Here is a 22,722-nt window from a genome sequence, read left to right as displayed (position 1 = left end):
CAGCTATGACTGCTCAAGACTCCAAACAGCGCGTCGCCTTGATCACCGGCGTGACCGGACAGGACGGCGCGTATTTGGCCGAACATCTGCTGTCGCTCGGCTATGTCGTGCACGGCATCAAGCGGCGGTCATCCTCCTTCAACACCGCGCGCGTCGACCATCTCTACCAGGACCCGCATGTCGGCGAGGTGCCGTTCCTGATGCACTATGGCGACATGACTGATTCAACCAACCTGATCCGGCTCATGCAGCAGATCAGGCCGACCGAGATCTACAACCTCGCCGCCCAGAGCCATGTCGGCGTCAGCTTCGAAAGCCCAGAATACACCGCCAATGCCGACGGGATCGGCGTGCTTCGGCTGCTCGAGGCCATCCGCATCCTCGGCATGGAAAAGGAGACGCGCTTCTATCAGGCCTCCACCTCCGAGCTCTACGGCCTGGTGCAGGAGGTTCCGCAGAAGGAGACCACGCCGTTCTATCCGCGCTCGCCCTACGGCGTGGCAAAGCTCTACGGCTACTGGATCACAGTGAACTACCGCGAAGCCTACGGCATGTTTGCCTCGAACGGCATCCTGTTCAATCACGAGAGCCCGATCCGCGGCGAGACCTTCGTCACCCGCAAGATCACCCGCGGCGTCGCCCGCATCGAGCTCGGGATCGAGGACACGCTCTATCTCGGCAATCTCGAGGCCAAGCGCGACTGGGGCCATGCCAAGGACTATGTCGAGGGTATGCATATGATCCTGCAGGCCGAGAAGCCCGACGACTTCGTGCTCGCGACCGGCGAGACCCACTCGGTCCGCGAGATGGTCGAGCTGTCCTTTGCCGAAGTGGGCCGACAGATCGAGTGGCGGGGTACGGGCGTCGAGGAAACCGGTGTCGACCGCAAGAACGGCAAGACGGTCGTGCGCATCGATCCGACCTATTTCCGCCCCACCGAGGTCGATCTTCTCATCGGCGACGCCAGCAAGGCCCGCAAGCAGCTTGGCTGGAAACCGAAGCGGACGTTCGCCCAGCTCGTGCAGGAGATGATGGCGAGCGATCTGGCCGAGGCCAAGCGGGAGATCGCCCATGGCAAGCACTCCGTTTGAGCTGAAGGGCAAGAGCGTCTATGTCGCCGGCCATCGCGGCATGGTCGGCGGCGCGCTTCTGCGCCGGCTCGCGCAAGAGGATGCGAAGCTCGTCACGACGAGCCGCAGCGAGGTCGATCTCTGCAACCAGGCCGCGGTGTTCGACTGGTTCGCGAAGACGCGGCCGCAGGTGATCTTTCTGGCCGCCGCCAAGGTCGGCGGCATCGTCGCCAACAACACGCTGCGCGCCGAGTTCATCTACGACAACATCGCCATTGCCGCGAACGTCATCCACGCCGCGCATCTCAATGGCGCGGAGAAGCTGATGTTTTTGGGCTCCTCCTGCATCTACCCAAAACTCGCGGCGCAGCCGCTGCGCGAGGATTCGATGCTGACGGGCCCGCTCGAGCCAACCAACGAGCCCTATGCGATCGCCAAGATCGCGGGCATCAAGATGGCGGAGGCCTACCGCAGCCAGTACGGCAGCGACTTCGTCAGCGTCATGCCGACCAATCTCTACGGTCCCGGCGACAACTACCATCCCGAATACAGCCACGTCGTCGCCGCGCTGATCCGCCGGTTTCACGAGGCAAAGCTCTCGGGCGCCGCGAACGTCGTGGTCTGGGGCACCGGCACGCCGCGGCGCGAGTTTCTCTATGTCGACGACATGGCGGACGCCTGCGTGCACCTGATGAAGACCTATTCGAGCGCGGAGCTCGTCAATGTCGGCACCGGTGAGGACATCACCATCGCCGAATTCGCCCGCGTGGTTGCCGCCGCGGTCGGCTATCGCGGCGAGATCTCCTTCGACACCTCGCGCCCCGACGGCACGCCGCGCAAGCTGCTCGACATCAGCCGCCTCGACAAGCTCGGCTGGCGCGCCAAAACCTCGCTGGAGGACGGCATCCGCCGCGCCTACACGGCCTATCTGGCGGAGAGCCAGGCCAAAGGGCTTTCACAGCCCCACGCCTGACCGGCGAGGATCGCAGCTCGCACATGGACACTCCCGCAAAGCTGATCATCGCGGCCCAGTTCTATCCGCCTGATGCGACGACGACGGCGGTCTATGTCGGCAAGATCGCCGAGAGCCTCGCAAGGGATCGTCCGGTCGTCGTGATATCAGCGACACCAGGCTCGCGCGCGGCGACCCAGCCGGGCAAGCCCGAAATCGTCGAACTCAAGAGCTGGAATCCGCGCAAGTCCGCGCTTCTCCAGCGTGCGGCGGCCATCTGCCTGCTTGCGGCACAGATGTTCTTCTCCGTGCTGCGACAGGCAAGGTCCGAAGACATCGTGTTCTGCGTCACCACGCCGTTCACCCTGCCCTACACCGTGCTGCTTGCAGCCAGGCTGCGGGGCGCAAAGGCCATGCTCCTGATCTACGACCTCTATCCGGAGGCGCTCGAGGCCGCCGGCATGGTCCGCTCCAACTCGCTCGCAGTCCGGCTGATCCGCTTTGCCAACACGCTGCTGTTCCGGCGTCTGGACGCGATCATCGTGATCGGTCGTGACGTACCGCCGCTCATCGAAAAATATCGCGGCGTCGTGGCAAGCCAGCTTCACTTCATTCCGAACTGGGCGCTGATCCCGATCGGATATCGCAAGATTGATCCGGCCAGCCGCTTCCGCGCGCCGGATCCCGCCAGATTCATCGTCGGCCTGTCGGGCAATCTCGGCTTCACCCACGACCCCGCAACGGTCTTCGAAGCGGCGCGCCTGCTGCGGAACGAGACGGACATTCATTTCGTCCTGTCCGGCTGGGGCGTGGGCTGGGGCGCGCTCAACGATCTCTATGCCAAGGACCGGCTCGAGAACGTCACGATCCTCGAGCCAGTGCCTGAAGACGAACTCGTCGAATTCCTGTCGGCCGCCGATCTCTGGGTCATCCCCTATCGCCGGCATATTGCCGGCGTCTCGATCCCGAGCCGCCTCTACAACATCCTCGCCGTCGGCCGACCGGTCGCCGTCACCTCGGAGGCAAATTCGGAAGGCGCGCTCGTGCTCGGCGAAGAGGCGATCGGATGGGTGGTCCCGCCGGAAAATCCCGCCGAGCTCGCGCGCGCGATTCGCGAGGCGGCGCGCGATCGGCAGGCCACGATGGACAAGGGCGTTCGTGCGGCCGGCGTTGCCGAGAAATATCGCGAGGATGTCGCTCTCTCCCGCTATCGCGAGGTCGTCAGCGAGGTCGATCAGGCAAGGACACGCCGCTGAAGCATGATCCGGAAAAGTGCGCAGCGGTTTTCCGAAAAGATCATGCTCAAACAAAGAGCTAAAGCGCGATGTGCGCCGATTTCAAGCATGCAGGCCCTCCTCCCCGGCACCTTGCCTGACCGGAGGGCTTGCGGTATCCACCGCTTGCCTTCCGCGCAGGAGAATCCAATGTCGAGCACCGGCCAAACGCTTTACCGACGCGCGCGCAAGGTCATGCCCGGCGGGACGCAATTGCTCTCAAAGCGGCCGGAAATGTTCCTGCCGGAGCAGTGGCCGACCTATTTCAAATCGGCCAAGGGCGCCGAAGTCGTCGACCTCGACGGCAAGACCTATCTCGACATGAGCTACTGCGGCATTGGCGCCACCATTTTGGGCTTTGCCGATCCCGACGTCGATGCCGCGGTGAAGTCCGCGATCGACATGGGCTCGATGTCGACCCTGAACTGCGCCGAGGACATCGAGCTCGCGGAACTGCTGGTCGAGCTGCATCCCTGGGCCGACATGGTGCGCTTCGGCCGCGCCGGCGGCGAGGCGATGGCGATCGCAGTGCGCATCGCGCGTGCGGCGACCGGCCGCGACATGGTGGCGTTCTGCGGCTATCACGGCTGGCACGACTGGTATCTCAGCGCCAATCTCGGCGAGACCACCGCGCTCGACGGCCATCTGCTGCCGGGCCTCGACACCAAGGGCGTGCCGCGCGGTCTCGCCGGCCTGATGCACCCGTTCCACTTCAACAAGCTCGACGAGATCGAGGCGATCGTTGCCGCCCATGGCGAGCGGCTCGCCGCGATCGTGATGGAGCCGGTGCGCTCCAGCGAGCCCGAACCGGCCTTCATCAAGGGTATCCGCGCGCTCGCCGACCGCTGCGGCGCCGCGCTGATCTTCGACGAGGTGACCTCCGGCTTCCGCATCAATTCCGGTGGCGCCCATCTCGCCTACGGCGTCGACCCTGACATGGCCGTGTTCGCCAAGGCCATCGCCAACGGCTTTCCGATGGCCGCGATCGTCGGCCGCGCCTCGGTGATGGACGCAGCCCAAGAGACCTTCGTGAGCTCGACGGCATGGACCGAGCGCGTCGGCCCGGTCGCAGCCCTTGCCACCCTGCGCAAGCATCGCGAGCAGAACGTCGCCCGGCACCTGATGCGGATCGGCAGTCGCATCCAGAAGGGCTGGACCGAGGCGTCACAGGCGACCGGCATGCCGCTGCATGTCTCCGGTATCTCGCCGCTCGGCCATTTCGCCTTCGACCTGCCCGCCGCGCAGGAGGTGCGCACGCTGTTCACGCAGATGATGCTGGACCGCGGCATCCTCGCCACCGGCTCGTTCTACGCGATGTGGTCGCACACCGACGCCCATGTCGACCGCTATCTGGAAACGGTGAACGAGGTGTTCCGGGAGCTGCGCACCGCGGTCGACCAGAAGGCCGTCAAGCAGCTGCTGCGCGGCCCCGTCGCTCACTCCGGGTTCAAGCGGCTGACCTGATCAGGTCATCACCCCGAAAATATCGCGCACCACGTTGCGCGAGGTCGGCGATCGCGCCGCCTTCGGATAGATGCCGTGCAAGATGCTGTCGGCGGCAATCGCGCCGCCGTCGATCACGATCGCGCCGGTCGACACAAAACTGTTGTCGCCCACGGCGGTCTTGCCGATGATGCGGCTGCCGCCATACATCACGATGCCGCGGCCGAACGACGGATAGTCGTTGTCGAGGTTCGCCCCCACCGTGCAGTTGTGATAGCAGATGAAATAGTCCGAATAGCTGGCGCGGCCGAGCACGGTGCCGACCGGATGCTGGACCGCAAACACGTCGGGCAGCTCCACCTCATAGAACGCGTCGAGCGCGTGCAGCGCCTTGTTGAGCGCATAGGCCTTGTCGGCAATGGGATGGCCGGGGCGCTCGCGAAACGCCGAGTTGGCGAGGTAGTAGAGAAAGATCGCATACTGGTCGGAATGCCAGTGCGAGAACCTCGCCTCGCCTTTGGCGAAGAAGCCCTTCAGCCGCACGCGCGAAAAGCAGTGGTCGATCCGGCCAAGCGCGAGATCGACGTATCTTGGGAGGTCGCCGAGGTCGGTACCATCGGGGAACAGGTTCTCGAACTGCTTGCGCACATAGAGGGCGAGATCGTTGCGGGCAAGCGAGAGCTGCACGGTGCTAATTCCTGCTTGAGGAGCTGGCGCGCACGTCGAGGCCGCGTGAGAACAGATGGCTGCGCAGCTTGATCGGGCTGTGATCGGTGAACAGGAACATCGAGGAGATCGCCACCGCCGACGCACCGGCTTCCAGCGCGTCGATCGCGTGCTGCAGCGAACCGCAGCCACCGGACACGATCAACGGTACGCTCAGAACATTGGCAGCCTTGTGGATCAAGTCGAGGTCGTAGCCGCTCATGGTGCCGTCACGGTCGATCGAACCGAGCAGTACCTCGCCGCAATGCAATTCCTCGCAGCGCTGCGCCCATTCGATCGGATCGAGCGCGACATGCTCGCGGCCGCCGTCGATGAACACGCTGGCGTGGTTGGGGCTGATCCTCTTGTAGTCGATCGACACCGTCATGCACTGGTCGCCGAAGGTGCGCGCCGCCTCGCGCAAAAACTCCGGACGCCGCACGGCCTCCGAATTCACCGACACCTTGTCGGCGCCGGCACGCAAGAGCATATTGACGTCGTCGAGCGTCTTGACCCCGCCACCGACGGTAAACGGCATGAAGATCTCTTCCGACATCCGCTCGATGATGTCGACGACGCGGCCGCGCGAGGCTGCGCTCGGCACGATGTCGAGCACGATCAGCTCGTCCACGCCGTAATCGTTATAGACCTTCGCCGTCGTCACCGGGTTGCCGGCGGCGCGCTCGTTCTCGAAGAAGCGGACATATTTGACGAGCCTGCCATCGCGCAGCAGGAATTTTGGGATCAGGCGCTTCTTCAGCATCGACGTCAGGGATTCCAGCGCAGGAAATTGCTCATCAGCTCGATCCCGGTATCCTGGCTCTTCTCGGGATGGAACTGGGTGGCGGCGATGTTGTCCCGCGCGATGATCGAGGTCACCGGCTGGCCGTATTGGGCGAAGCCGACCACGTCGCTCGCATCCCTGCAGCGCATGGCGAAGGAGTGCACGAAATAGAACGCGAGGTTGCTCTCGCGGATATTGGCGAGGATCGGATGGTTGCGCTCCTTCGCCACCATGTTCCAACCCATATGCGGGATTTTCAGCGCAGGGTCGTTCGGCATCAAGCGCAGGACGTCGGCATCGAACCAGCCGAGGCCGCGATGGGCGACACCGTCGTCGGCATGCTCCTCGGAGGTGGTGGCGAGCAGCTGCATGCCCAGGCACACCGCGAGGAATGGCTTGCCTTTCTCGCGGACATGGCGCTCGAGCATCTCGTCGATGCCGCGGGCGCGGATGTTGCTCATGGCATCGCCGAACGCGCCGACGCCGGGCAGGATGACATGGGAGGCATCGGCGATGGCGTCGGCGTCATGGGTCACGACCGGATCGAAGCCGCAATATTCGACGGCGTTCTTCACCGAGCGCACATTGTTGATGCCGTAATCGACGATCGCTACGCCTGACATCGCCTGCTCCCCCGCGGCGCGATCATCGCGCCGCTTGATTACCCCTTACCGCCGATTTCGACGCCGGGATGGTTCGGCCACGGCACTTGCGTGTTGTTCCACTGGTCCATGTCCGGCATGCGGCGGCCTGGCTCGACCGTGTTCGGCGAGAACTGCCACGGGCTCACCTCGTGCTTGATCGCGATGCCCAGGAACTGCTCCTCGGTGAGCTGGAGATAATCGAGGAACAGATCGAGGCTCGGCGGCCGCTTGCCGTCGAACTCGCGCACCAAGGCCTCGCCCTGCTCGCGGGTCATGCGCTTGTTGCGGATGTCGATGTTGGCGAGATGGTTGGTCCGGCCCATGCCGCGCTTGATGTATTTCAGATAGTCGCGCACGCCCTGGAAGAAGCACTCGATCTTCTCGTAGTCGTACTCGGGCGGAATGCCCTCGACCTCCTGGCCCTTCCAGCCGAGCTCGCTCTTGATGATGTCGACGTGCTTCTTGGTGTCCCACTTGATGTAGCTGCCGAGGCAGACCGAGCGGCACTTGATCCGCATCAGCTCCTTGCGCGGCGGATAGACGAACGGATAGAGGTCGCGCTTGGCGACGCGGCCGCCGAGGAACTCGTACATGTCGTCGGCGGTGATGCCGAGATTCATGGCGCGGTTGAAACGCTTCTCGTCGACCTCTTCCATCTCGTCATAGGAATAGAACGACTGGTATTCGGCGAGACTCTCGCCCCAGATCAGGAGCGGCGTCTCGTAGCGGATCGCGACCTGCATGGTGTGGGCATAGATGCCGGTGTGGCAGTGCCAGCAGAAGTCGCCGCGGCGCTTCAGCGATTCCAGCATCAGCTCGCGTACCACGTGCCAGTTCGGCGTGAAGTTGAGGACGTCGACGCCGAGCTGCTTGAACACGCTGGTGTTGTTCTCTTCGATCAGCGGCCGGTAGAACCAGTGGTCGAAGCGCACCACCAGCGGCTTCAGGCCGAGCTTGCGCACGACGTACCAGAGCTGGAACACGCTGTCCTTGCCGCCCGAATAGGGCAGGATGCAGTCGTAAAGGCCCTTGTCGCGGTATTGGCCGACCAGCTCCTGGAGCTGCTTGTAACGCTCGTCCCAGTTGATCTGGGTGTCGCGGACCTCGATCTGACGGCAAACGCTGCACGAACCGGCTTCGTCGAATGATGTGGCCTCCGCCGTTTCCGGCAATAAGCATTTGCTACAGCTCAACATTTCGGAGATTCTCGCGATTGCATGATTTGCTGTCGGCTTACCACGCCGTCCACCCCCCGTCGACCGCAATGCACTGTCCGGTCACGTATGCGGAAAGATCACTCGCCAGATAGGCCACAGCGCCCTTCATATCGTCCTCGCTCGCCATGCGTGCAAGCGGCGTCCGGGCCACATAGCGGCTCAAGAACGGCTCCGGCGTGGCCCTGAAGACCCCACCCGGTGCGACCGCATTGACGCGAACCTGTGGGGCCATGGTGGTGGCAAGCCAGCGCGTCATCTGGATCAGGCCGCCCTTGCTTGCGGCGTAGGCAGCCGGGTTCCCGAGTGCGGTTCCCTCATAGAGCCGCCAGTCGGGCCCGGCGAGGCCGTAGATCGAGGAAATATTGATCACACTGCCATGGCCCGATTTGGCGAGGTCCTCGGCCGCCGCCTGGATCAGGACGAAGGGCGCGGTGAGGTTGACCTCGATCGCCCGCCGCCAGGTCGCATCCGACTGCTGCTCGAACGGCACCGCCCAGCCTTCCAGCCCGCTGGTGCCGACGAAGGCCGCGCAGTTGACGATGATGTCGATGCCGCCAAAGGCTTCGCGCACCCGCCGCGGCAGATCCTTGACTGCATCGCCCTGCTCGAAATCGCAGTCGAACATCGCAGCCTTGACCGAATGGGTAGCCGTCAACTTCGCAACCGCATCCGCGCCGGCGGACGCCGCGATGTCGACCAGCGCAATGGTGGCGCCGAGCTCCGCAAGGCCGCCAGCGATCGCGCGGCCGATATGGCCGGCGCCGCCGGTGACAACCGCGATGCGGCCGTCGAGCGACATCATCTCGCGGAGCGAACGTTCGGTGCTCATCCAAAGATCCTCTGGAATTCGTCGGAGGCGCGCTGCAGATCGTCGAGGCGGCCGACGTCGATCCAGTATTCCCGCAATGGGAATACAACCGACGGCTTGCCCTTAGCGATGGTGCGCTCGATCAGGGTCGGCATGTCCACGGCTTCGTTGGCGTCGAGATGATCGAGCATGCCGGGATCGAGCAGATAGACACCGGCATTGACGAAGAACTTTTGCGTCGGCTTCTCGCGAATGCCGAGCAGGCGATGATCGTCGAAATCGATCACGCCGAACGGCACGGTCACGGAATGCTCGCGCACGCAGACGGTGGAGAAGGCCTGATGCTCGCGATGATATTTCAGCAACTGCTCGAAATTCACCGTCGTCAGCAGGTCGCCGTTCATGACGAAGAACGGTTGCGTCGGCCGCTCCGGCAGAAGCGACAGCGCTCCGGCCGTGCCGAGCCGTTCGTTCTCCTGGAGATAATTGATCTCCACGCCCCAGGCCGAGCCGTCGCCAAAATAGTCGCGGATCATGTCGGCCTTGTAGTTGACCGAGATGAAGAACTTGCCGAAGCCGGCCTTCACGAAGCCGCCCAGCACGGTCTCCAGGATCGGCTTGTCGCCGACGCGGATCAGCGGCTTCGGGATGTCGTCGGTCAGCGGCTTCAGCCGCGAGCCGAGGCCGCCGGCCATCAGCACGACCCAATGATCAGATTGCTGCGCGAGCGCGAGGTCGTCGATCAGCTTGACCTCGACCACCCGTCCCTCCGCGTCGACGAGCGGAAGCTGATGGATCGAATGCTTGCGCATCAGATTGAGCGCGGCCGGATTCGAGATACCGATCGGTGCCGTGATCGGCGTACGGTTCATCACGAGGCTGACGGAGGCATCGAGCCCGACACCGCCGAGCAGCGCGCGCCGCACGTCGCCGTCGGTGACGGTGCCGACGATCCTGCCCTCACGCTCGACGATGGCGAGTTGCAGATTGCCCTGATCGATCCGCCGCAGCGTCTCGATCAGAGGTGTATCTTCATTGACGACGAACGCGCCCTTCATGACAAACCAATCCTACTCGTTGCCGGCGAACCCGCCGGCCACGACATCCCTTGTAACCACCGCGCCCGCGGCAACGACGGCTCCGGCACCCACTTTGACACCGACCAACACCACAGCGCCGGCGCCGACATGGACGCTCTCGCCGATCGACACGCCCCCGCACAGCACCGCCCCCGGCGCGACATGCGCGTGATCGCCGACGATGCAATCGTGCTCCACCACCGCGCGCGTATTCACCAGCACGTTCTGCCCGATCCGCGCTGCGGGCTGGATCACGGCACCAGCCATCACCTGCGCGCCGTCGCCGAGTTGCGCATCGGAGGCGATTACGGCGGAAGCATGTGCGATCACCGGAAATTTGTAACCCCGCGCGGCGAACCTATCGAACAAAACGCGCCGGCCCGACAGTCCCGAATCTGTGCGCGAGGCGCGGTTGCCGAGACCGTTGGCAAGCTCCACCTTGTCGGCTGCCATCTTCATGACGTCGTCGTCGGATCCCGTGATCTTGACGCCGCCAATGGCCTCGCCGATGCGCGTGGCGTCGCGGTCGGCGACGGCCGCGGGATGGATGCCACGGCTCAGCAACGCTTCGATGACGACGCGGGCATGACCGCCGGCACAGAGCACGATGATGCTCATGGCTCGAGCGCCTCGTTGGCCGCGTAGTCCCGTTGGGCGGTCTCGCCGAGATAGCTCCAATATTCAATCGGCGGAATGCCGTCGCCCGGACGCTTGACGCCGAGATTGTCTTCCGTAAAGCGCTCGCCGGCGCGCACGGGGCGGATAGCAACGAGGCTGCGCCGCGCCACCGCGCGGTTCGGAATCTCCTCCGGCGCCGGCACCTTGCGTCCGTCGCCGAGCGCAGCCTCGACGTCGCGGATCGAGGCGATCATCGCCGCCATCTCGTCCGGCTCGATCGAGGCGCGATGATCCGGTCCCGGCAAATTGCGGTCCAGCGTCAGATGTTTTTCGATCACGGTGGCGCCGAGCGCCACCGCTGCCGCCGCGATGTGAATGCCGCGGCTGTGGTCGGAGAAGCCGACAGGCAAGCCGAACGCATCGCGCAGCGTCGCCATCGCGCGCAGATTGATCGACCGCGGATCGGCCGGATATTCGGTCGTACAGTGCAGCAGCGTGACCCTGGCGCGCAGCTCCGTCCAGGTCGCGCGGTCCAGCAGGAGATTGGCGAATTCGGCGGGCGACGGCCGCGCCGTCGCATCGCGCAGATATCCGAAGGCGATGACGCCGAGCGCCTGCTCCACTTCTGCAAGCGTTCCCATGCCGGTCGAGAGAATGATCGGCAAGCGGAAGCGCGCCAGATGCAGCAACAGCGGCGCGTTGGTGAGATCGCCCGAGCCGACTTTGAGCGTGGAGACGCCAACACGGCGGACCAGATGCGTGGCGCTGTCGGCGTCGAACGGGGTCGACATGTAGGTGATGCCTGAGGCCGCGCAGGCTGCCGCGATCTGCTCCTCGTCATCGGCGCTGAGCTCGAGCGCGCGCAGCATGTCGAGCTGCGACTGCGCCTTGCCGGTGGTCGCCTGCTGGTAGCTCGCCTTCGCGGCTTCCGCGGTTGCGAGCTTGTCGGCGCGGAACGACTGAAACTTGACGACGTCGGCCCCTGCCTTTGCGGCCGCCTCCACCAGCGCCAGCGCACGTGCGCGGTCGCCGTTGTGGTTGACGCCAGCCTCAGCAATGATCAGGGTTTTGCGATGCATGGGGTTTCGTCGCTGGGCGAAACGAAATCGCCCGCCAATCAAGCGGTTGTCTTAGTCGAGCACGCTGGTAAAAGCAACGCAAGCGGGCGGCTTGCGGCGTTCCCCAAAAGGCCCCGTAAGCGCCCCGCCAAGCGACGAATCACGCCGATTCGCAGTAACCTCACAGCAGGATTGTCTGTTGCCAATGACGAACTCGCCCGAGATATTGTTCCTGCTGGTCGGCCGCGGCGGATCGAAGGGCCTGCCCGGCAAGAATTTGCGCGAGATCGGCGGCCTCAGCCTGACCGGCTACAAGGCGATTGCGGCAAGGCAGTCCCGCTATTGCTCGCGCCTGATCGTCTCCAGCGACAGCCCTGAGATCCGGGCCGAGGCGACGCGCTATGGCGCCGAAATGCTGTTCGAGCGACCGGCCGAACTTGCAACCGACACCGCCTCCTCCAACGACGTGGTGCTGCACGCCATGGACTGGATCGAGACGCATGAGAAGCGGCGCTACGACGCCATCATGCTTCTGGAACCCTCATCTCCCTTCGCAACACCCGAGCACTTTGACGAAGCAGTCGAGCTGTTCGCCGCGCGCAAGGCGAGCCTGGTGGTCGGCATGCGCGAAACCGAGGTCTCCTCGATCTTCGTCGGCACGCTCGGCAAGGACGGCTCGATCGGCGGCATCGTCGAGAAGATGCTGACGACCACGGCGCAGCGGCGGCAGGACCAGGCCATCGAGGTCACCATGAACGGCGCGCTCTATCTCGTCGGCTGGGACGCGATGCGCAAGCACCGCAAGATCTACGCCGATCCGTCCGCGAGCTACGGCATCATGATGGACCGCATGCATTCGATCGAGATCGAGAGCGCGGCCGACCTCGCCTACGCGTCCTACGTCATCGAGCACGGGATGCTCGATGCCTCGCCCTGGCGGCGACCGGCATGAGTGCACGCCGGCGAATCGTCGTCGTCACGGGCTCGCGGGCCGATTACGGACTGCTGCGGGGCGTCCTGGCGCAGCTGAAAGCGGCCGACGACGTCGCGCTGAGCGTGATTGCCTGTGGCATGCACCTGGTGCCGCGCTTCGGCGAGACCTGGCGGGCAATCGAGGCCGACGGTTTTCCGATCGCCGCAAAAATCGATCTCGCGCTCGACGACGACCGCGCCGAAACGATCGCGCGCGGCACCGGCACCGGCGTCACAGGCTTTGCCGAAGCGCTGCCAAAACTCGCGCCCGACATTCTCGTCGTGCTCGGCGACCGCTACGAGGTGCTGGCCGCCGCAGTCGCAGCGACGCTGCTGAACATCCCGATCGCGCACATCCATGGCGGCGAGATCACCGCGGGCGCCTTCGACGACGCTATCCGCCACGCCATCACCAAGATGGCCTGCCTGCATTTCGTCGCGGCCGAGCCCTATCGCCAGCGCGTGATCCAGATGGGGGAGCGGCCCGATCTGGTCTTCAACGTCGGCGCGCCCGGCCTCGATCTGGTGGATACCGCGCCGCTCCTGACCCGCGCCGAGCTGTTCGCAAAGCTCGGCATCGCCGGCCCCGAGCGCTTTCTGCTGGTGACACTGCATCCCACCACGGCGCAGCCCGAGGCCGACGCCGCCAATGTCACGGCCCTTCTCGGCGCGCTCGCCGAGGTCAAGGACCGCAGCTTCATCTTCACCGGCGTCAACGCCGATCCGGGCTATCGCGCCATCGACGACGCGATCAGGGCGTTCGTCGCAACGCGAGGCGATCGTGCCCACCTCTTCACCTCGCTCGGCAGTGAACGCTATTGGGCCGCGCTGCGGCTCGCGGACGCCGTGGTCGGCAATTCCTCCAGCGGCATTTTGGAGGCGCCGGCCGTCGGTGTGCCCACGATCAATATCGGCGACCGTCAGAAGGGTCGGCTGCGCGCCGCATCGATCATCGATTGCCCGGCCGATTCGCCCCTCATCCTCGCAAGCCTCACGCGCATCTTCGAGGGCCGGTTCCAGCCCGATCCGGCACTTGCGCCGCCCTATGGCCTCGGCGGCGCATCCGAGGCCATTGCTGGAACCCTTCGAAAGATCGACCTCAAGCGCGCTTTCCCGAAACATTTCCATGATTTAGCTCCGCCGCCGGAACCGCCTGGAGCAACCGGATAACTGCCGGCGATTGTTGCCTGTGCCGCGCCCCAGGCTGTATAGATCGGGGCGAGCTTGAGACGAACCGCGCTCGTTCCGGGAGAACGCGACATGACGACGATCGATTCCCTTTCCGACGTGACGCCGGTGGCACGCGCCGTCGAGATCGGTGAACTTCCGATTCCGCCCTATCGCGGCAACACGCTTCCCGCGATCGACTATGACGCGCATCCGGCCTATGGCGGCATGCTGCCGAAGCCGACCTTCCGCGAGCGGCTCTATGCGCTGAACGTGTTCGCGCGCACCTTCGCCTTCGTCACCATTCGCCGCATCGTCGACTACGACAACATGCCGCTCCTGACCAAGGAGGCCGGCTTCAGCGGCCTCAATGCTAAGACGGCGCTGCGCTACATCTCGATGTTCGCGCGCATCCGTGCAAGCCGTGCGATCGGCTGGCTGACCGGCGCCCGTCGTCCTGCGAAGCCGGCAAACCCGGCGCTGCTCAACAAGATCAAATCCGACGGCATCGTCTGCCTGAACCTCACGCCCGACGAGATCGAACAGATCCGCGGCGTGACCAATCCGGGCTTCGCCAAGCTCGACGAGCGCCGCGCCAATATTCCGCCGGAGAAGCGCAAGTTCGACGATAACGTCTACTGGTGCACGCGCTCGGCCGATCCGCAGGCGTTCGCAACCGTCGAGTCCATTTTCAAGCGCTACGGCATCATGGAAGCGGCGAGCGCCTATCTCGGCCGCCCGGCCGGCGTGAAGCACGTCAACGCCCAGATCAACGACCAGGATCTCGCCTTCTGGAAGCGCGTATTCCCGGATACGCAGCTTGCCGACCCCTGGGGCAGCTATCTGCACATCGATGCCACCTACGGCATGTTGAAATGCGCGATCTACGTCCATGACATCGGTCCGGACGGCGGCCCGTTCTGCTACATCCGCGGCAGCCAGAATGCGAAGATCGGCTGGTTCGAAGGCATGATCCGCCGCACCAACGATTTCTCGGGCTTCTCCGGCCGCCGGCCCGATGCGCGCAAGAAGTTCATGGCGCTGCCGGCGTTCCTGCGCAAGAAGGCCGACTTTGGCGGTGACCTGCCCGACAATTCGCCCGAGGTAGCGCACCTGCGCGAGGGCCACTTCGCCGCGACCTCGAACTACGGCAATTGCGTGCTGTTCGACGGCAACGGCATGCATCGCGGCGGCATGGTCAACAAGGGCGAGCGCCGCTGCCTGTTCATCCTGCTCGCGGAAATCTGACGCGCGCGTTCCGCGCGCCTGGCCGACATCTTCGATTGCAGCACGATCAACCGCGCCCACGGCGCGCCAATAAATCAGGCATCAGACAAGTGCTGTTTAACTCACTGTCCTTTCTGCTGATCTTCTTGCCGATCGTTCTCTCTGGATTTCTGATCTGCCGCCGATATGGCAATGTCCAGTGGGTATTCATCTGGCTCTTCATCTGCTCGGCGGTCTTCTACGGCGCCTGGGAGCCGAGATACATCTTCCTCCTGATTTCTTCGATCCTCTTCAATTATTTCGTCGCGATCCAACTCGCGCGCAGCAAATCGAAACCCCTCCTCGCCTTCGGTATTGTCGTAAACCTTGGGTCGCTTGCGTACTTCAAATACCTGAACTTCATCCTTCAAACCTGGAGTTCGGTTCTTGGAGCCGACTTCCAGCCGGTCGCCATTACGCTCCCCCTTGGGATTTCCTTCATTACGTTCATCCAGATCGCCTTTCTGGTCGACGTTTTTCGTAACAGCTCTGATGATCTGGGATTTCCCAAATACGCGCTCTTCGTAGCCTACTTTCCGCATCTGATCGCGGGCCCGATCATCCATCACAAGGAGGTCATGTCCCAGTTCACCAATGCGCGACTGGCGGCCATTTCGGCCAACGACGTCGTTGGAGGCATTGCTCTCATTCTGTGCGGCCTGTTCAAGAAGGTGATCATTGCCGACACCATGGCGTCCTATTCAACGCCGGCCTTCCATCTCGCGGGCCAACTGCAACCGATCAGCTTCTTCGACGCGTGGGGCGCACTCCTCGCGTTCACCTTTCAGATCTACTTCGACTTTTCGGGCTACAGCGATATTGCGATCGGGCTCTCACGCTTGTTCGGCGTGCGTCTGCCGGTAAATTTCGACTCACCGTATAAAGCCACCAGCATCATCGATTTCTGGCGACGCTGGCACATAACGCTGTCCCGCTTCCTTCGCGACTATCTCTACGTTCCCCTCGGCGGCAATCGTCACGGTGTGCTACGGCGATATTCCAATCTCATGATCGTGATGCTGCTTGGCGGCCTCTGGCACGGCGCGAGCTGGATGTTCGTGATCTGGGGCGGACTGCATGGAACATATCTGATCATCAATCACGCATTTCATTTCCTGAAACGTAAGATCGGCGAGCAGAGCCTATCCGTGTTGATCGCCTCGCGGCTTTTCTCGCTGCTGGTCTTCCCCGCGGTCATGCTGTCCTGGGTGTTCTTCCGGTCGGAGTCGTGGCAGGGCGCCAAGACAATGCTTCGCGGCATGCTGGGATATAACGGCATATTGCTGCCGGAGAGATATCAGGCCGTGCTGGGATCGCTGAACGATTGGGTCATGTCCACACTTCACATGCACACCGGCGATCTCGTCACATTCGGAAGCTTCCGCGCTGTTCTCTGGATGATCCTCGTTACAGCATTCGTTTTCTTGCTGCCCAACTCCCAGCAGCTCCTCTCTGAATTCGATCGGAGTTCCGGACTTGCCGAAGATGGTCACCTTCGCAGTCGGATGCTCGCATTCCGTCCGACAGCAATTTCAGCAGTCGTTGCTGCCGGGGTCGGCATTGTTGTGCTAGCCGCCATCTACGCTGGGGTTCCAAGTGAATTCATCTACTTCCAGTTCTAAGCGCTGGCTCTGGATCTTCTTTGCGATCCTCGTCCCCGTCAGCATCGGGTACGCGGCCGGATCCGAATGGCTGATCCGCACCGAAGTGCTGCCGCACGACAATTTCGAGTGGATCTCGGCGAGGCTGCGAAACTCCACACAGCAAAATGCAGCTTTCGGCGACTCTCACGTTGCGGCCGTCCCCGACTACAATACGGACGATTTCGTCAATCTCGGGGTCGGCGCAACAACGATCCGAAAGATGGATCAACGCGTCCGTTATTATTTCGGAAAGATCAAGCCGGGCGAGGTGATCATTCAAGCCGATCCTCATCTGTTCGCCGAGTATCGGCTCCAGGCTCCGAGCAACTACGTTCCCGAGAGTTATTCGGAATCTCGCCTGCGGATATTCGACCCGCAGCACCGTGGATTCCTGCCGAGCTATTGGAGCGCGTTTCTGGCGAAAGGCCAGCTCGTAAAAAAGGAAACCAACGCCTACGATCAGCTTTGGGATACGGCAAATAAACTGGAGACCACATCCTTACCCGAGACGCAGAGCGATCCGCTCACCGCCGAGGCACAAACCGGCGCGCTCTCGGAAACGAAGACCAACGGCGCGAGGGCGCTACCGCATCCTCCTGCAGGCCATGGTGCAACTTCCTCAGAGCAACCAGCTGAGCCCGACAGCGAAACACTCGCCAAGTTCAATGCCTTTATGGACTACGAGGTTTCCGCTCACACGCCGGTGGCCGATTTCAGAACGCGCGGCGAGGCCGGCATCTACCGGAACCTGATCAAATATCTGGTTTCTCGCGGCGCCCGGGTCTGCCTGATGAACTATCCAGTCGACAGGTATTACCGCGTTCGGGCAGACGCTATTTCCACATTCAACGAGGTACGCGAGTTCTACAAGGAAGTCGCTCGGGAAAACAATATCCCATACGTCAACTTCTGGGATCGCTTTGACGATCCCTCAATGTTCCAGAACACAGACCACGTCAATCAGAACGGATCCCCCATTCTCGCGAAGGAAGCCCGCCAGGCGTGCTTCGGCCACTCCAAATCATGATCCGCGCGGCGTTGTCTGCCTAAGGGTTCTTCTGACCGCGAGCTCCGCCCTCATCTTCGAGATTGGCAAGGGCGAGCGCCTCCCGAGCAGTACCTGCCGGTCAGCCGTTGACGCTGCGCAGCTTGCTCGGCCGCTTTAGATAGCTCGCGAGTTGATCGGCGCTGAAGTAGGCCGACTGGCTGCGCAGCGGACTGTCCTTGCGCACGAAGGCAAGATCAATCTGGGCCAGCGCGCCGTCGAGCGAACGCATATGCCCCTCCAGCACGTCATAGACGGCAAAGCCGGCCTCGTCGCAGAACCGCACGATGTCGGCAAACACGGGAATGCCGTGGCGCATCGGCATCATCGTCGTCTCCAGGATCAGAAGATCGATTTCGTCGATGCGGGAGCCGAGCCCCTTGAGCACTTCGAGTTCTGCGCCCTGAGTATCGATCTTCAGGAAGACCGGATGTTCCAGCTTCTCCGGCAACAGTGAATCCAGCCGTCGCATCGGAGCGAGCCGCGCCTCGCCGTCCAGCGCCTTGCCTTCAACCTGGGTGAAGATGCTCGACCCGGAGATATCGTCGTGCACATTGATGGTGACTTCGCCGTTCTCTGCACCGGCTGCGACCAGGAAGTATTCGGCGTTGAGGCTCTGCTTGAGTTGCTCCAGAATCGGACGGCATTCCGCGACCGGCTCGACCAGGAAATAGCGGGCTTGCGGAAACGCCTCGTAGATCGGCGACGTGCCGAGTGCGATGCCGACATCGATCACCGTCTTCACGTCAAAGTTGAGCGACTTGAGATGCTTGAAGAACAGGCCGAAGTTGCGCACCGGGGCGTCGGTTCGCATCAGGCGCAGGCCGATCGGCTCCAGCAGGAGATTGATCGCCTGGAACACGCTAGAAATGGAAGCCTTCATGGAGCGAACGCCCGTTGAGCCTGACATAGACGGAGACTATTGACCGCAAGATCCGGCTGCTGTGAGGACTTGCTGCAGTTTGCAATCAATGGGTCGGTTTGGTAAATCAGCACGGCAGACCGGTCAAGCGACCGCTTTTTCCTCCAAATCAGCCAAATTCGCATGAAGATCTTTGTAACCGGGAGCTCCGGCTTTATCGGGACGGCGCTCGCACAGCGATTGAAGGCCGAGAATTGGGAGGTCATGGGTCTCGACAAGCGTCCGGGGCCGGCAACGGACGTTGTCTGTGATATCCTCGATGCCAAACAATTGCGGGAAGCTGTCCAGGCCGCCGCTCCTGATGCACTCGTGCATCTCGCGGCCCGAATCGACATCGACGAGACCGCCGACGTTTCGGACTACCCCGCCAACGTGGAAGGCGTTCGCAACGTCATCGATGCCGTTCGCCTCACCCCGTCGATCAAGCGGACAATCTGGACTTCATCTCAACTGGTCTGTCGCGTCGATTATCGTCCCAGCAGCGATACCGACTACAATCCCGATTCCTCCTATGGACGCAGCAAGGTTTTGACCGAGCAGATCGTTCGTGAGCAGAATGGAGGCGGAAGCCAGTGGTGTCTGGTCCGCCCGACCACGGTGTGGGGACCGGGAATGAGCGCGCATTACCAGCGTTTTCTGCGCATGATCCAACGTGGGCTCTATTTCCACGTCGGGAGCGCGCCACTGCTCAAATCGTTCAGCTATATCGGCAACATCAGCTACCAGTATCGACAATTGCTGCGGGCTGCGCCGGAACAGATGCATCGCAAGACGTTCTATCTGGCCGATTATGAAGCCCTCGACCTGATCGTCTGGGGGGATGCGTTCCAGCGAGCCCTGCACGCGCGTCGCATTCCCAGAATGCCGGTGTTTGTCGCGCGGGCTCTGGCTAGCTCGGGCGATGCGGCAATTGCGCTTGGACTAAAGCAGTTTCCTCTGACGTCGCGTCGGCTGAAGAACATCATGACGCAATATCAGTTCGATCTGAGCGCAACCGAGGCGGTCTGCGGCCCACTGCCGAGCAATTTCGGCGAAGGCATCGAACAGACCGTCGAATGGTTCAACAACCTGTCGCAGCAGAAGACCTAGCCGCTACTGATGGCGACCGGATTGACGCGCTTGGCAAATCTGGGCCAGCCGTCGACGATCAGCCCGACGACAAATAGCGAGCCGAGCACCAAGGCTGCATTGGCAACGCCCAGCGGGCCCTGAACCGGACTGAGCAGGATGCTGGTGATCACAAAGATCAGCAGGAGCTGGGGTGTGAGCAGATGCGACCGTCTTGCACCGGTGGCGCTCCAGCCTGCAAGGGCTCCCCAGAGCAAGATGTAGACGACCGCACCGATGATTCCGAAGTCGATGAAGGCAGCGAGCCAGGCAGTCGGAAAGAAGCCATAAATTCCCGCCGATTTCAGCTGCGCCTCCATGATGGTGACATGCTGGACCTGCGGGAAGAACACCCGCAGGATCGGCGACAGCACTCCGACCTCATAGACACCCCATTGCGGGGAAAACTGGTCGCGTGCCTGCCAGCCGATATCGATCGAGCGCACGCCGTGCGTCAGATAGAAAAAGCTGCTGAGCCCAATCAGCGCGGCGCGCGGCGACAGGTAGCCGGCGTCGAGCGCGGAGGAGACGTAGCCGCGCGGCTTCACGTTCCAGGCTTCCAGCATGATCGCGAGCATGCTGTCGGCGGTGTTTGCCTGCGATGTCGGCGCGGGCGCAACAGCTGCCGCGTCGGCCATCTGTTTGCTGAGCTCGGCTCCGGAGATTCCCTCGGCCGGTGCCTGAGGAGCGCTGGGCGGCAACGCGTTCGCCTGGCGTTGCTTCTCCTCAAGTTCTTTGATCAGGGGCGTAACCTGGATGCAAAAGTTCTGCCGGCTTGACCAGACCCAACTCGAATAGAGAAGGAACAGCCCCAGCGCGATAATCACCTTGAGGAGCAGATAGTGCCCAGCCGGCAATGGTCGCCGGCCCTGACTGATACGAATCAGTATCGTCGACATGATGAGAAGCATGGCCAGCAAGATCGGGAAGCGCCCGGCGTAGAGCAGCGCGTAACCCACCGGAGAGACGGCCGACAATTGCGCTAGCGCCGCCGCCCAGCCCCTGATGACCTCCCCCTTCAGCAGGAACAGGATCACCGAGACGAAGCCGAACGAGAACGTAACGTAGCCGAGATACAGGATCGGCGTCCGCTTGAGTTCGATGAAACTGATCAGTCCCGGGGCGCACCGCAGCAGCTCGGAATAGCTGCTGTTGTTCACCCCGCTCAACACGATTCGATCAAACGCCATCAAACCGATTCCCGCGATTCCGACCAGCGAGGTTCCGGTGACGACGCGATTGAGCATTGCTGCCGAGGGCGCCGGCTCTTCCTTGCGTCGCGCGGCTCCGATGTCGAACAGGAACCCGCCCCCGCGATACGCCAGCAGGAATGACGCAAGTCCGGCGCCGACGATCGCAAGCACGGCAGTCGATGGTTGTCCGGGATAATCAATCGGCCCAGCGGCGACCAGCGCGAGCGCTACGCCCCAGACAAGGACAATGAGAATCGCGGGCGACGAAAGACCGCTGGCTAGCTGAACTAATCGTTGCATACTGCTCCGCTAAGAAAGGACCAGAACGGGACCGGTGGCTGTGTAGCAATACCGCTCACGACCGGCAATGCGTGGTTGGCTTATCTCAGGGGTAGAGCATATCGGGATCGGTGGGAAGGCCGACCGACTCAGGTGCGCCGTGTTCCCTGCTCTCGCGCAATTTACGCAGAGCAAAGATGGCCAGCAAACCCAACAATGCGGCACTCGCAACGCCGCTTGCTAACGCCGCACCGAGGATGCCGAGCCGCGGAACCAGCACGAGATTGAGCACGGTCGAGACCAGCGCTGATCCCAGATTACAAAGCAAAAGGGCCTTGTCGGATCGCGCGGCGTAGATCGCGTAAGAAGGCACGTCTGACATCATGCGCAGGAAGATGCCCGGCAACATCGCATAGAAGACCGAAATGCCCGAGGCGTAGGCTGACAATCCGAGCATTGTCAGAATCGGTTCGATAGCAAAGCCACAAAGCACCGTCGTCCCCGATGCCAGCGCTAGCATCGTCCAGAAGAACGGGCGCAGCGCCGCACGATAGGCCCGACCGCTCTTGGCGTATCCGTCAATCACCTTTGGAAGGAACTGGTGCGACAGCGATCCGCCCAGAGACCACAACCCGATCAGGATCGTCGAATAGAACGTATAGATGCCGAGCGCCTCGCGTCCGACGAATTGATCGATTACGAAGCGGTCGACATAGGAAATGACCAGCGCGCTACCTGCTGTCAGCATGAAGGGGCGAGCCGTGCGCAAGCCACAGCGAATTCCCTTCCAGTCGGGGCGATATCCGCGCAGGCCGCGCCACGGCAGGTCGGACAGCGCAAGGGCTGAGAAGCCGATCGCCGCCATGCCCCCGAGTGCCCACCAGACCAGCACCGTTTCGAGCGTACGCGTGGAGGGCGCTGCGAACATCACCGCCGCGATCACATAGACCCAGATACCGCCCCGCAGGAATACCCCAACATAGGCCCGTACCGGCCGCGAGGTGATGATCAGGATTCGCGTCGCCTCCAGCGAGGCATGCTCAGTCACAAGAATAATCAGGAACCAGGGCGCCAGCCGAGCCGGGAAGTCGCCGGTCACGACCGCCCCGACGATCGCCATGCCCACAGCAAACAGCGCCATCCCGCCGAGTGTGGCCTGATCGACGATGATCCGGGTTCGCCGCTCCGGGCTCGCCGGCACCATCTCACGATATGTATAGGTATAGAACTCGAGCCCGACGGCGAGCAGCGCGAAGGCCAGCGCTGCCGTCAACAGGCCATACTCCCCCATCTCGGCCGGTGACAGCATCCGTGCCAGGAGCAGCGACAGCAGGAAGCGGCTTGCCAGCGTCAGCACCCGCAGAATGAGGGTCGCGACCATAGCGGCGACTGCGGGGCGCCTCAGCAGATCAATCAGACGAGATCGCAGCATGCTGTTCCATCACCGCGCGACATCGATACTACGTGGCAGACTTT

General features: G+C 62.7%; 21 protein-coding genes. 10 read left to right on the top strand and 11 right to left on the bottom strand.

The features are described from left to right. The first annotated feature begins 5 nt into the window (after positions 1-5). The 4 genes from gmd to KUF59_RS15120 all read left to right on the top strand — a co-directional run bounded on the left by gmd (position 6) and on the right by KUF59_RS15120 (position 4,760). The gene (gene gmd / locus KUF59_RS15135; RefSeq protein ID WP_258769639.1) at positions 6-1,091 is read left to right on the top strand and encodes a GDP-mannose 4,6-dehydratase; all 1,086 of its coding nucleotides are present in this window, start codon (positions 6-8) and stop codon (positions 1,089-1,091) included. Continuing rightward, a complete protein-coding gene (gene fcl, locus KUF59_RS15130) occupies positions 1,072-2,043 on the top strand; it encodes a GDP-L-fucose synthase (RefSeq protein WP_309500981.1) in 972 nt (323 codons plus the stop codon). Before gmd ends, fcl begins: the two co-directional genes overlap by 20 nt. A gap of 23 nt (positions 2,044-2,066) precedes the next feature. Then, positions 2,067-3,278: a glycosyltransferase family 4 protein gene (locus KUF59_RS15125; RefSeq protein ID WP_258769638.1), complete on the top strand. Its 1,212-nt coding sequence runs from the start codon at positions 2,067-2,069 to the stop codon at positions 3,276-3,278. A gap of 168 nt (positions 3,279-3,446) precedes the next feature. Further along, positions 3,447-4,760, top strand: coding sequence for an aminotransferase class III-fold pyridoxal phosphate-dependent enzyme (locus KUF59_RS15120; protein WP_258769637.1), 1,314 nt, complete (start codon positions 3,447-3,449; stop codon positions 4,758-4,760). Here KUF59_RS15120 and KUF59_RS15115 read toward each other — a convergent pair whose 3' ends face one another. The 8 genes from KUF59_RS15115 to neuB are packed head-to-tail and all read right to left on the bottom strand — an operon-like array spanning position 4,761 to position 11,673. Beyond that, a complete protein-coding gene (locus KUF59_RS15115; RefSeq protein ID WP_258769636.1) occupies positions 4,761-5,426 on the bottom strand; it encodes an LbetaH domain-containing protein in 666 nt (221 codons plus the stop codon). A 4-nt stretch (positions 5,427-5,430) separates the two neighbouring features. After that, entirely contained in the window at positions 5,431-6,207 is a 777-nt protein-coding gene (locus tag KUF59_RS15110) for an imidazole glycerol phosphate synthase cyclase subunit (RefSeq protein ID WP_258769635.1), read from the bottom strand. A 5-nt stretch (positions 6,208-6,212) separates the two neighbouring features. Next, on the bottom strand, positions 6,213-6,851 hold the full coding sequence (gene hisH, locus KUF59_RS15105; protein ID WP_258769634.1) for an imidazole glycerol phosphate synthase subunit HisH: 639 nt from the start codon (positions 6,849-6,851) through the stop codon (positions 6,213-6,215). Between the two features lie 38 nt (positions 6,852-6,889). Then, positions 6,890-8,068 (bottom strand): N-acetyl sugar amidotransferase, encoded by a 1,179-nt coding sequence (locus tag KUF59_RS15100; RefSeq protein ID WP_258769633.1) that lies wholly within the window; start codon positions 8,066-8,068, stop codon positions 6,890-6,892. A gap of 37 nt (positions 8,069-8,105) precedes the next feature. Continuing rightward, positions 8,106-8,918 (bottom strand): SDR family oxidoreductase, encoded by an 813-nt coding sequence (locus KUF59_RS15095; RefSeq protein ID WP_258769631.1) that lies wholly within the window; start codon positions 8,916-8,918, stop codon positions 8,106-8,108. Continuing rightward, positions 8,915-9,955: a nucleotidyltransferase family protein gene (locus tag KUF59_RS15090; RefSeq protein ID WP_258769630.1), complete on the bottom strand. Its 1,041-nt coding sequence runs from the start codon at positions 9,953-9,955 to the stop codon at positions 8,915-8,917. Before KUF59_RS15090 ends, KUF59_RS15095 begins: the two co-directional genes overlap by 4 nt. 12 nt (positions 9,956-9,967) lie before the next feature. Next, positions 9,968-10,594 (bottom strand): NeuD/PglB/VioB family sugar acetyltransferase, encoded by a 627-nt coding sequence (locus KUF59_RS15085; protein ID WP_258769629.1) that lies wholly within the window; start codon positions 10,592-10,594, stop codon positions 9,968-9,970. After that, complete coding sequence (gene neuB / locus KUF59_RS15080; protein WP_258769628.1) at positions 10,591-11,673, bottom strand: N-acetylneuraminate synthase; 1,083 nt, start codon at positions 11,671-11,673, stop codon at positions 10,591-10,593. Before neuB ends, KUF59_RS15085 begins: the two co-directional genes overlap by 4 nt. Positions 11,674-11,857: 184 nt before the next feature. Here neuB and KUF59_RS15075 point away from each other — a divergent pair, with 184 nt between their 5' ends. The 5 genes from KUF59_RS15075 to KUF59_RS15055 all read left to right on the top strand — a co-directional run bounded on the left by KUF59_RS15075 (position 11,858) and on the right by KUF59_RS15055 (position 17,727). Beyond that, positions 11,858-12,604, top strand: coding sequence for an acylneuraminate cytidylyltransferase family protein (locus KUF59_RS15075; protein WP_258769627.1), 747 nt, complete (start codon positions 11,858-11,860; stop codon positions 12,602-12,604). After that, positions 12,601-13,794, top strand: a complete 1,194-nt coding sequence (neuC, locus tag KUF59_RS15070) for a UDP-N-acetylglucosamine 2-epimerase (protein ID WP_258769626.1) — start codon at positions 12,601-12,603, stop codon at positions 13,792-13,794. Before KUF59_RS15075 ends, neuC begins: the two co-directional genes overlap by 4 nt. 90 nt (positions 13,795-13,884) lie before the next feature. After that, a complete protein-coding gene (locus KUF59_RS15065) occupies positions 13,885-15,039 on the top strand; it encodes a phytanoyl-CoA dioxygenase family protein (RefSeq protein WP_258769625.1) in 1,155 nt (384 codons plus the stop codon). Positions 15,040-15,074: 35 nt separating this feature from the next. Then, positions 15,075-16,679 (top strand): MBOAT family O-acyltransferase, encoded by a 1,605-nt coding sequence (locus tag KUF59_RS15060; RefSeq protein ID WP_258769624.1) that lies wholly within the window; start codon positions 15,075-15,077, stop codon positions 16,677-16,679. Continuing rightward, a complete protein-coding gene (locus tag KUF59_RS15055; RefSeq protein WP_258769623.1) occupies positions 16,654-17,727 on the top strand; it encodes an SGNH/GDSL hydrolase family protein in 1,074 nt (357 codons plus the stop codon). The genes KUF59_RS15060 and KUF59_RS15055 overlap by 26 nt, the downstream gene beginning before the upstream one ends. A gap of 100 nt (positions 17,728-17,827) precedes the next feature. Here the strand turns inward: KUF59_RS15055 and KUF59_RS15050 are convergent, their stop codons facing one another. Then, positions 17,828-18,628 carry an FkbM family methyltransferase gene (locus tag KUF59_RS15050; protein ID WP_258769622.1) on the bottom strand — a complete coding sequence of 267 codons (801 nt, stop codon included), beginning with the start codon at positions 18,626-18,628 and terminating at the stop codon, positions 17,828-17,830. A 162-nt stretch (positions 18,629-18,790) separates the two neighbouring features. Here KUF59_RS15050 and KUF59_RS15045 point away from each other — a divergent pair, with 162 nt between their 5' ends. Beyond that, positions 18,791-19,756, top strand: a complete 966-nt coding sequence (locus KUF59_RS15045) for an NAD-dependent epimerase/dehydratase family protein (RefSeq protein WP_258769621.1) — start codon at positions 18,791-18,793, stop codon at positions 19,754-19,756. On the opposite strand, the gene KUF59_RS15040 is transcribed toward KUF59_RS15045, so the two are convergent. Together KUF59_RS15040 and KUF59_RS15035 are read right to left on the bottom strand one after the other, a co-directional pair. Further along, positions 19,753-21,138: a hypothetical protein gene (locus KUF59_RS15040; RefSeq protein ID WP_258769620.1), complete on the bottom strand. Its 1,386-nt coding sequence runs from the start codon at positions 21,136-21,138 to the stop codon at positions 19,753-19,755. The genes KUF59_RS15045 and KUF59_RS15040 overlap by 4 nt on opposite strands. A gap of 214 nt (positions 21,139-21,352) precedes the next feature. Continuing rightward, complete coding sequence (locus KUF59_RS15035) at positions 21,353-22,627, bottom strand: lipopolysaccharide biosynthesis protein (RefSeq protein WP_258769618.1); 1,275 nt, start codon at positions 22,625-22,627, stop codon at positions 21,353-21,355. Positions 22,628-22,722 lie beyond the last annotated feature (95 nt).

Origin of the sequence: Bradyrhizobium arachidis, assembly GCF_024758505.1 — a bacterium.
Lineage (GTDB): Bacteria > Pseudomonadota > Alphaproteobacteria > Rhizobiales > Xanthobacteraceae > Bradyrhizobium > Bradyrhizobium manausense_C.
Note: the sequence above shows the minus strand (reverse complement) of the source record. Positions and strands in the feature narration are given on the sequence as shown.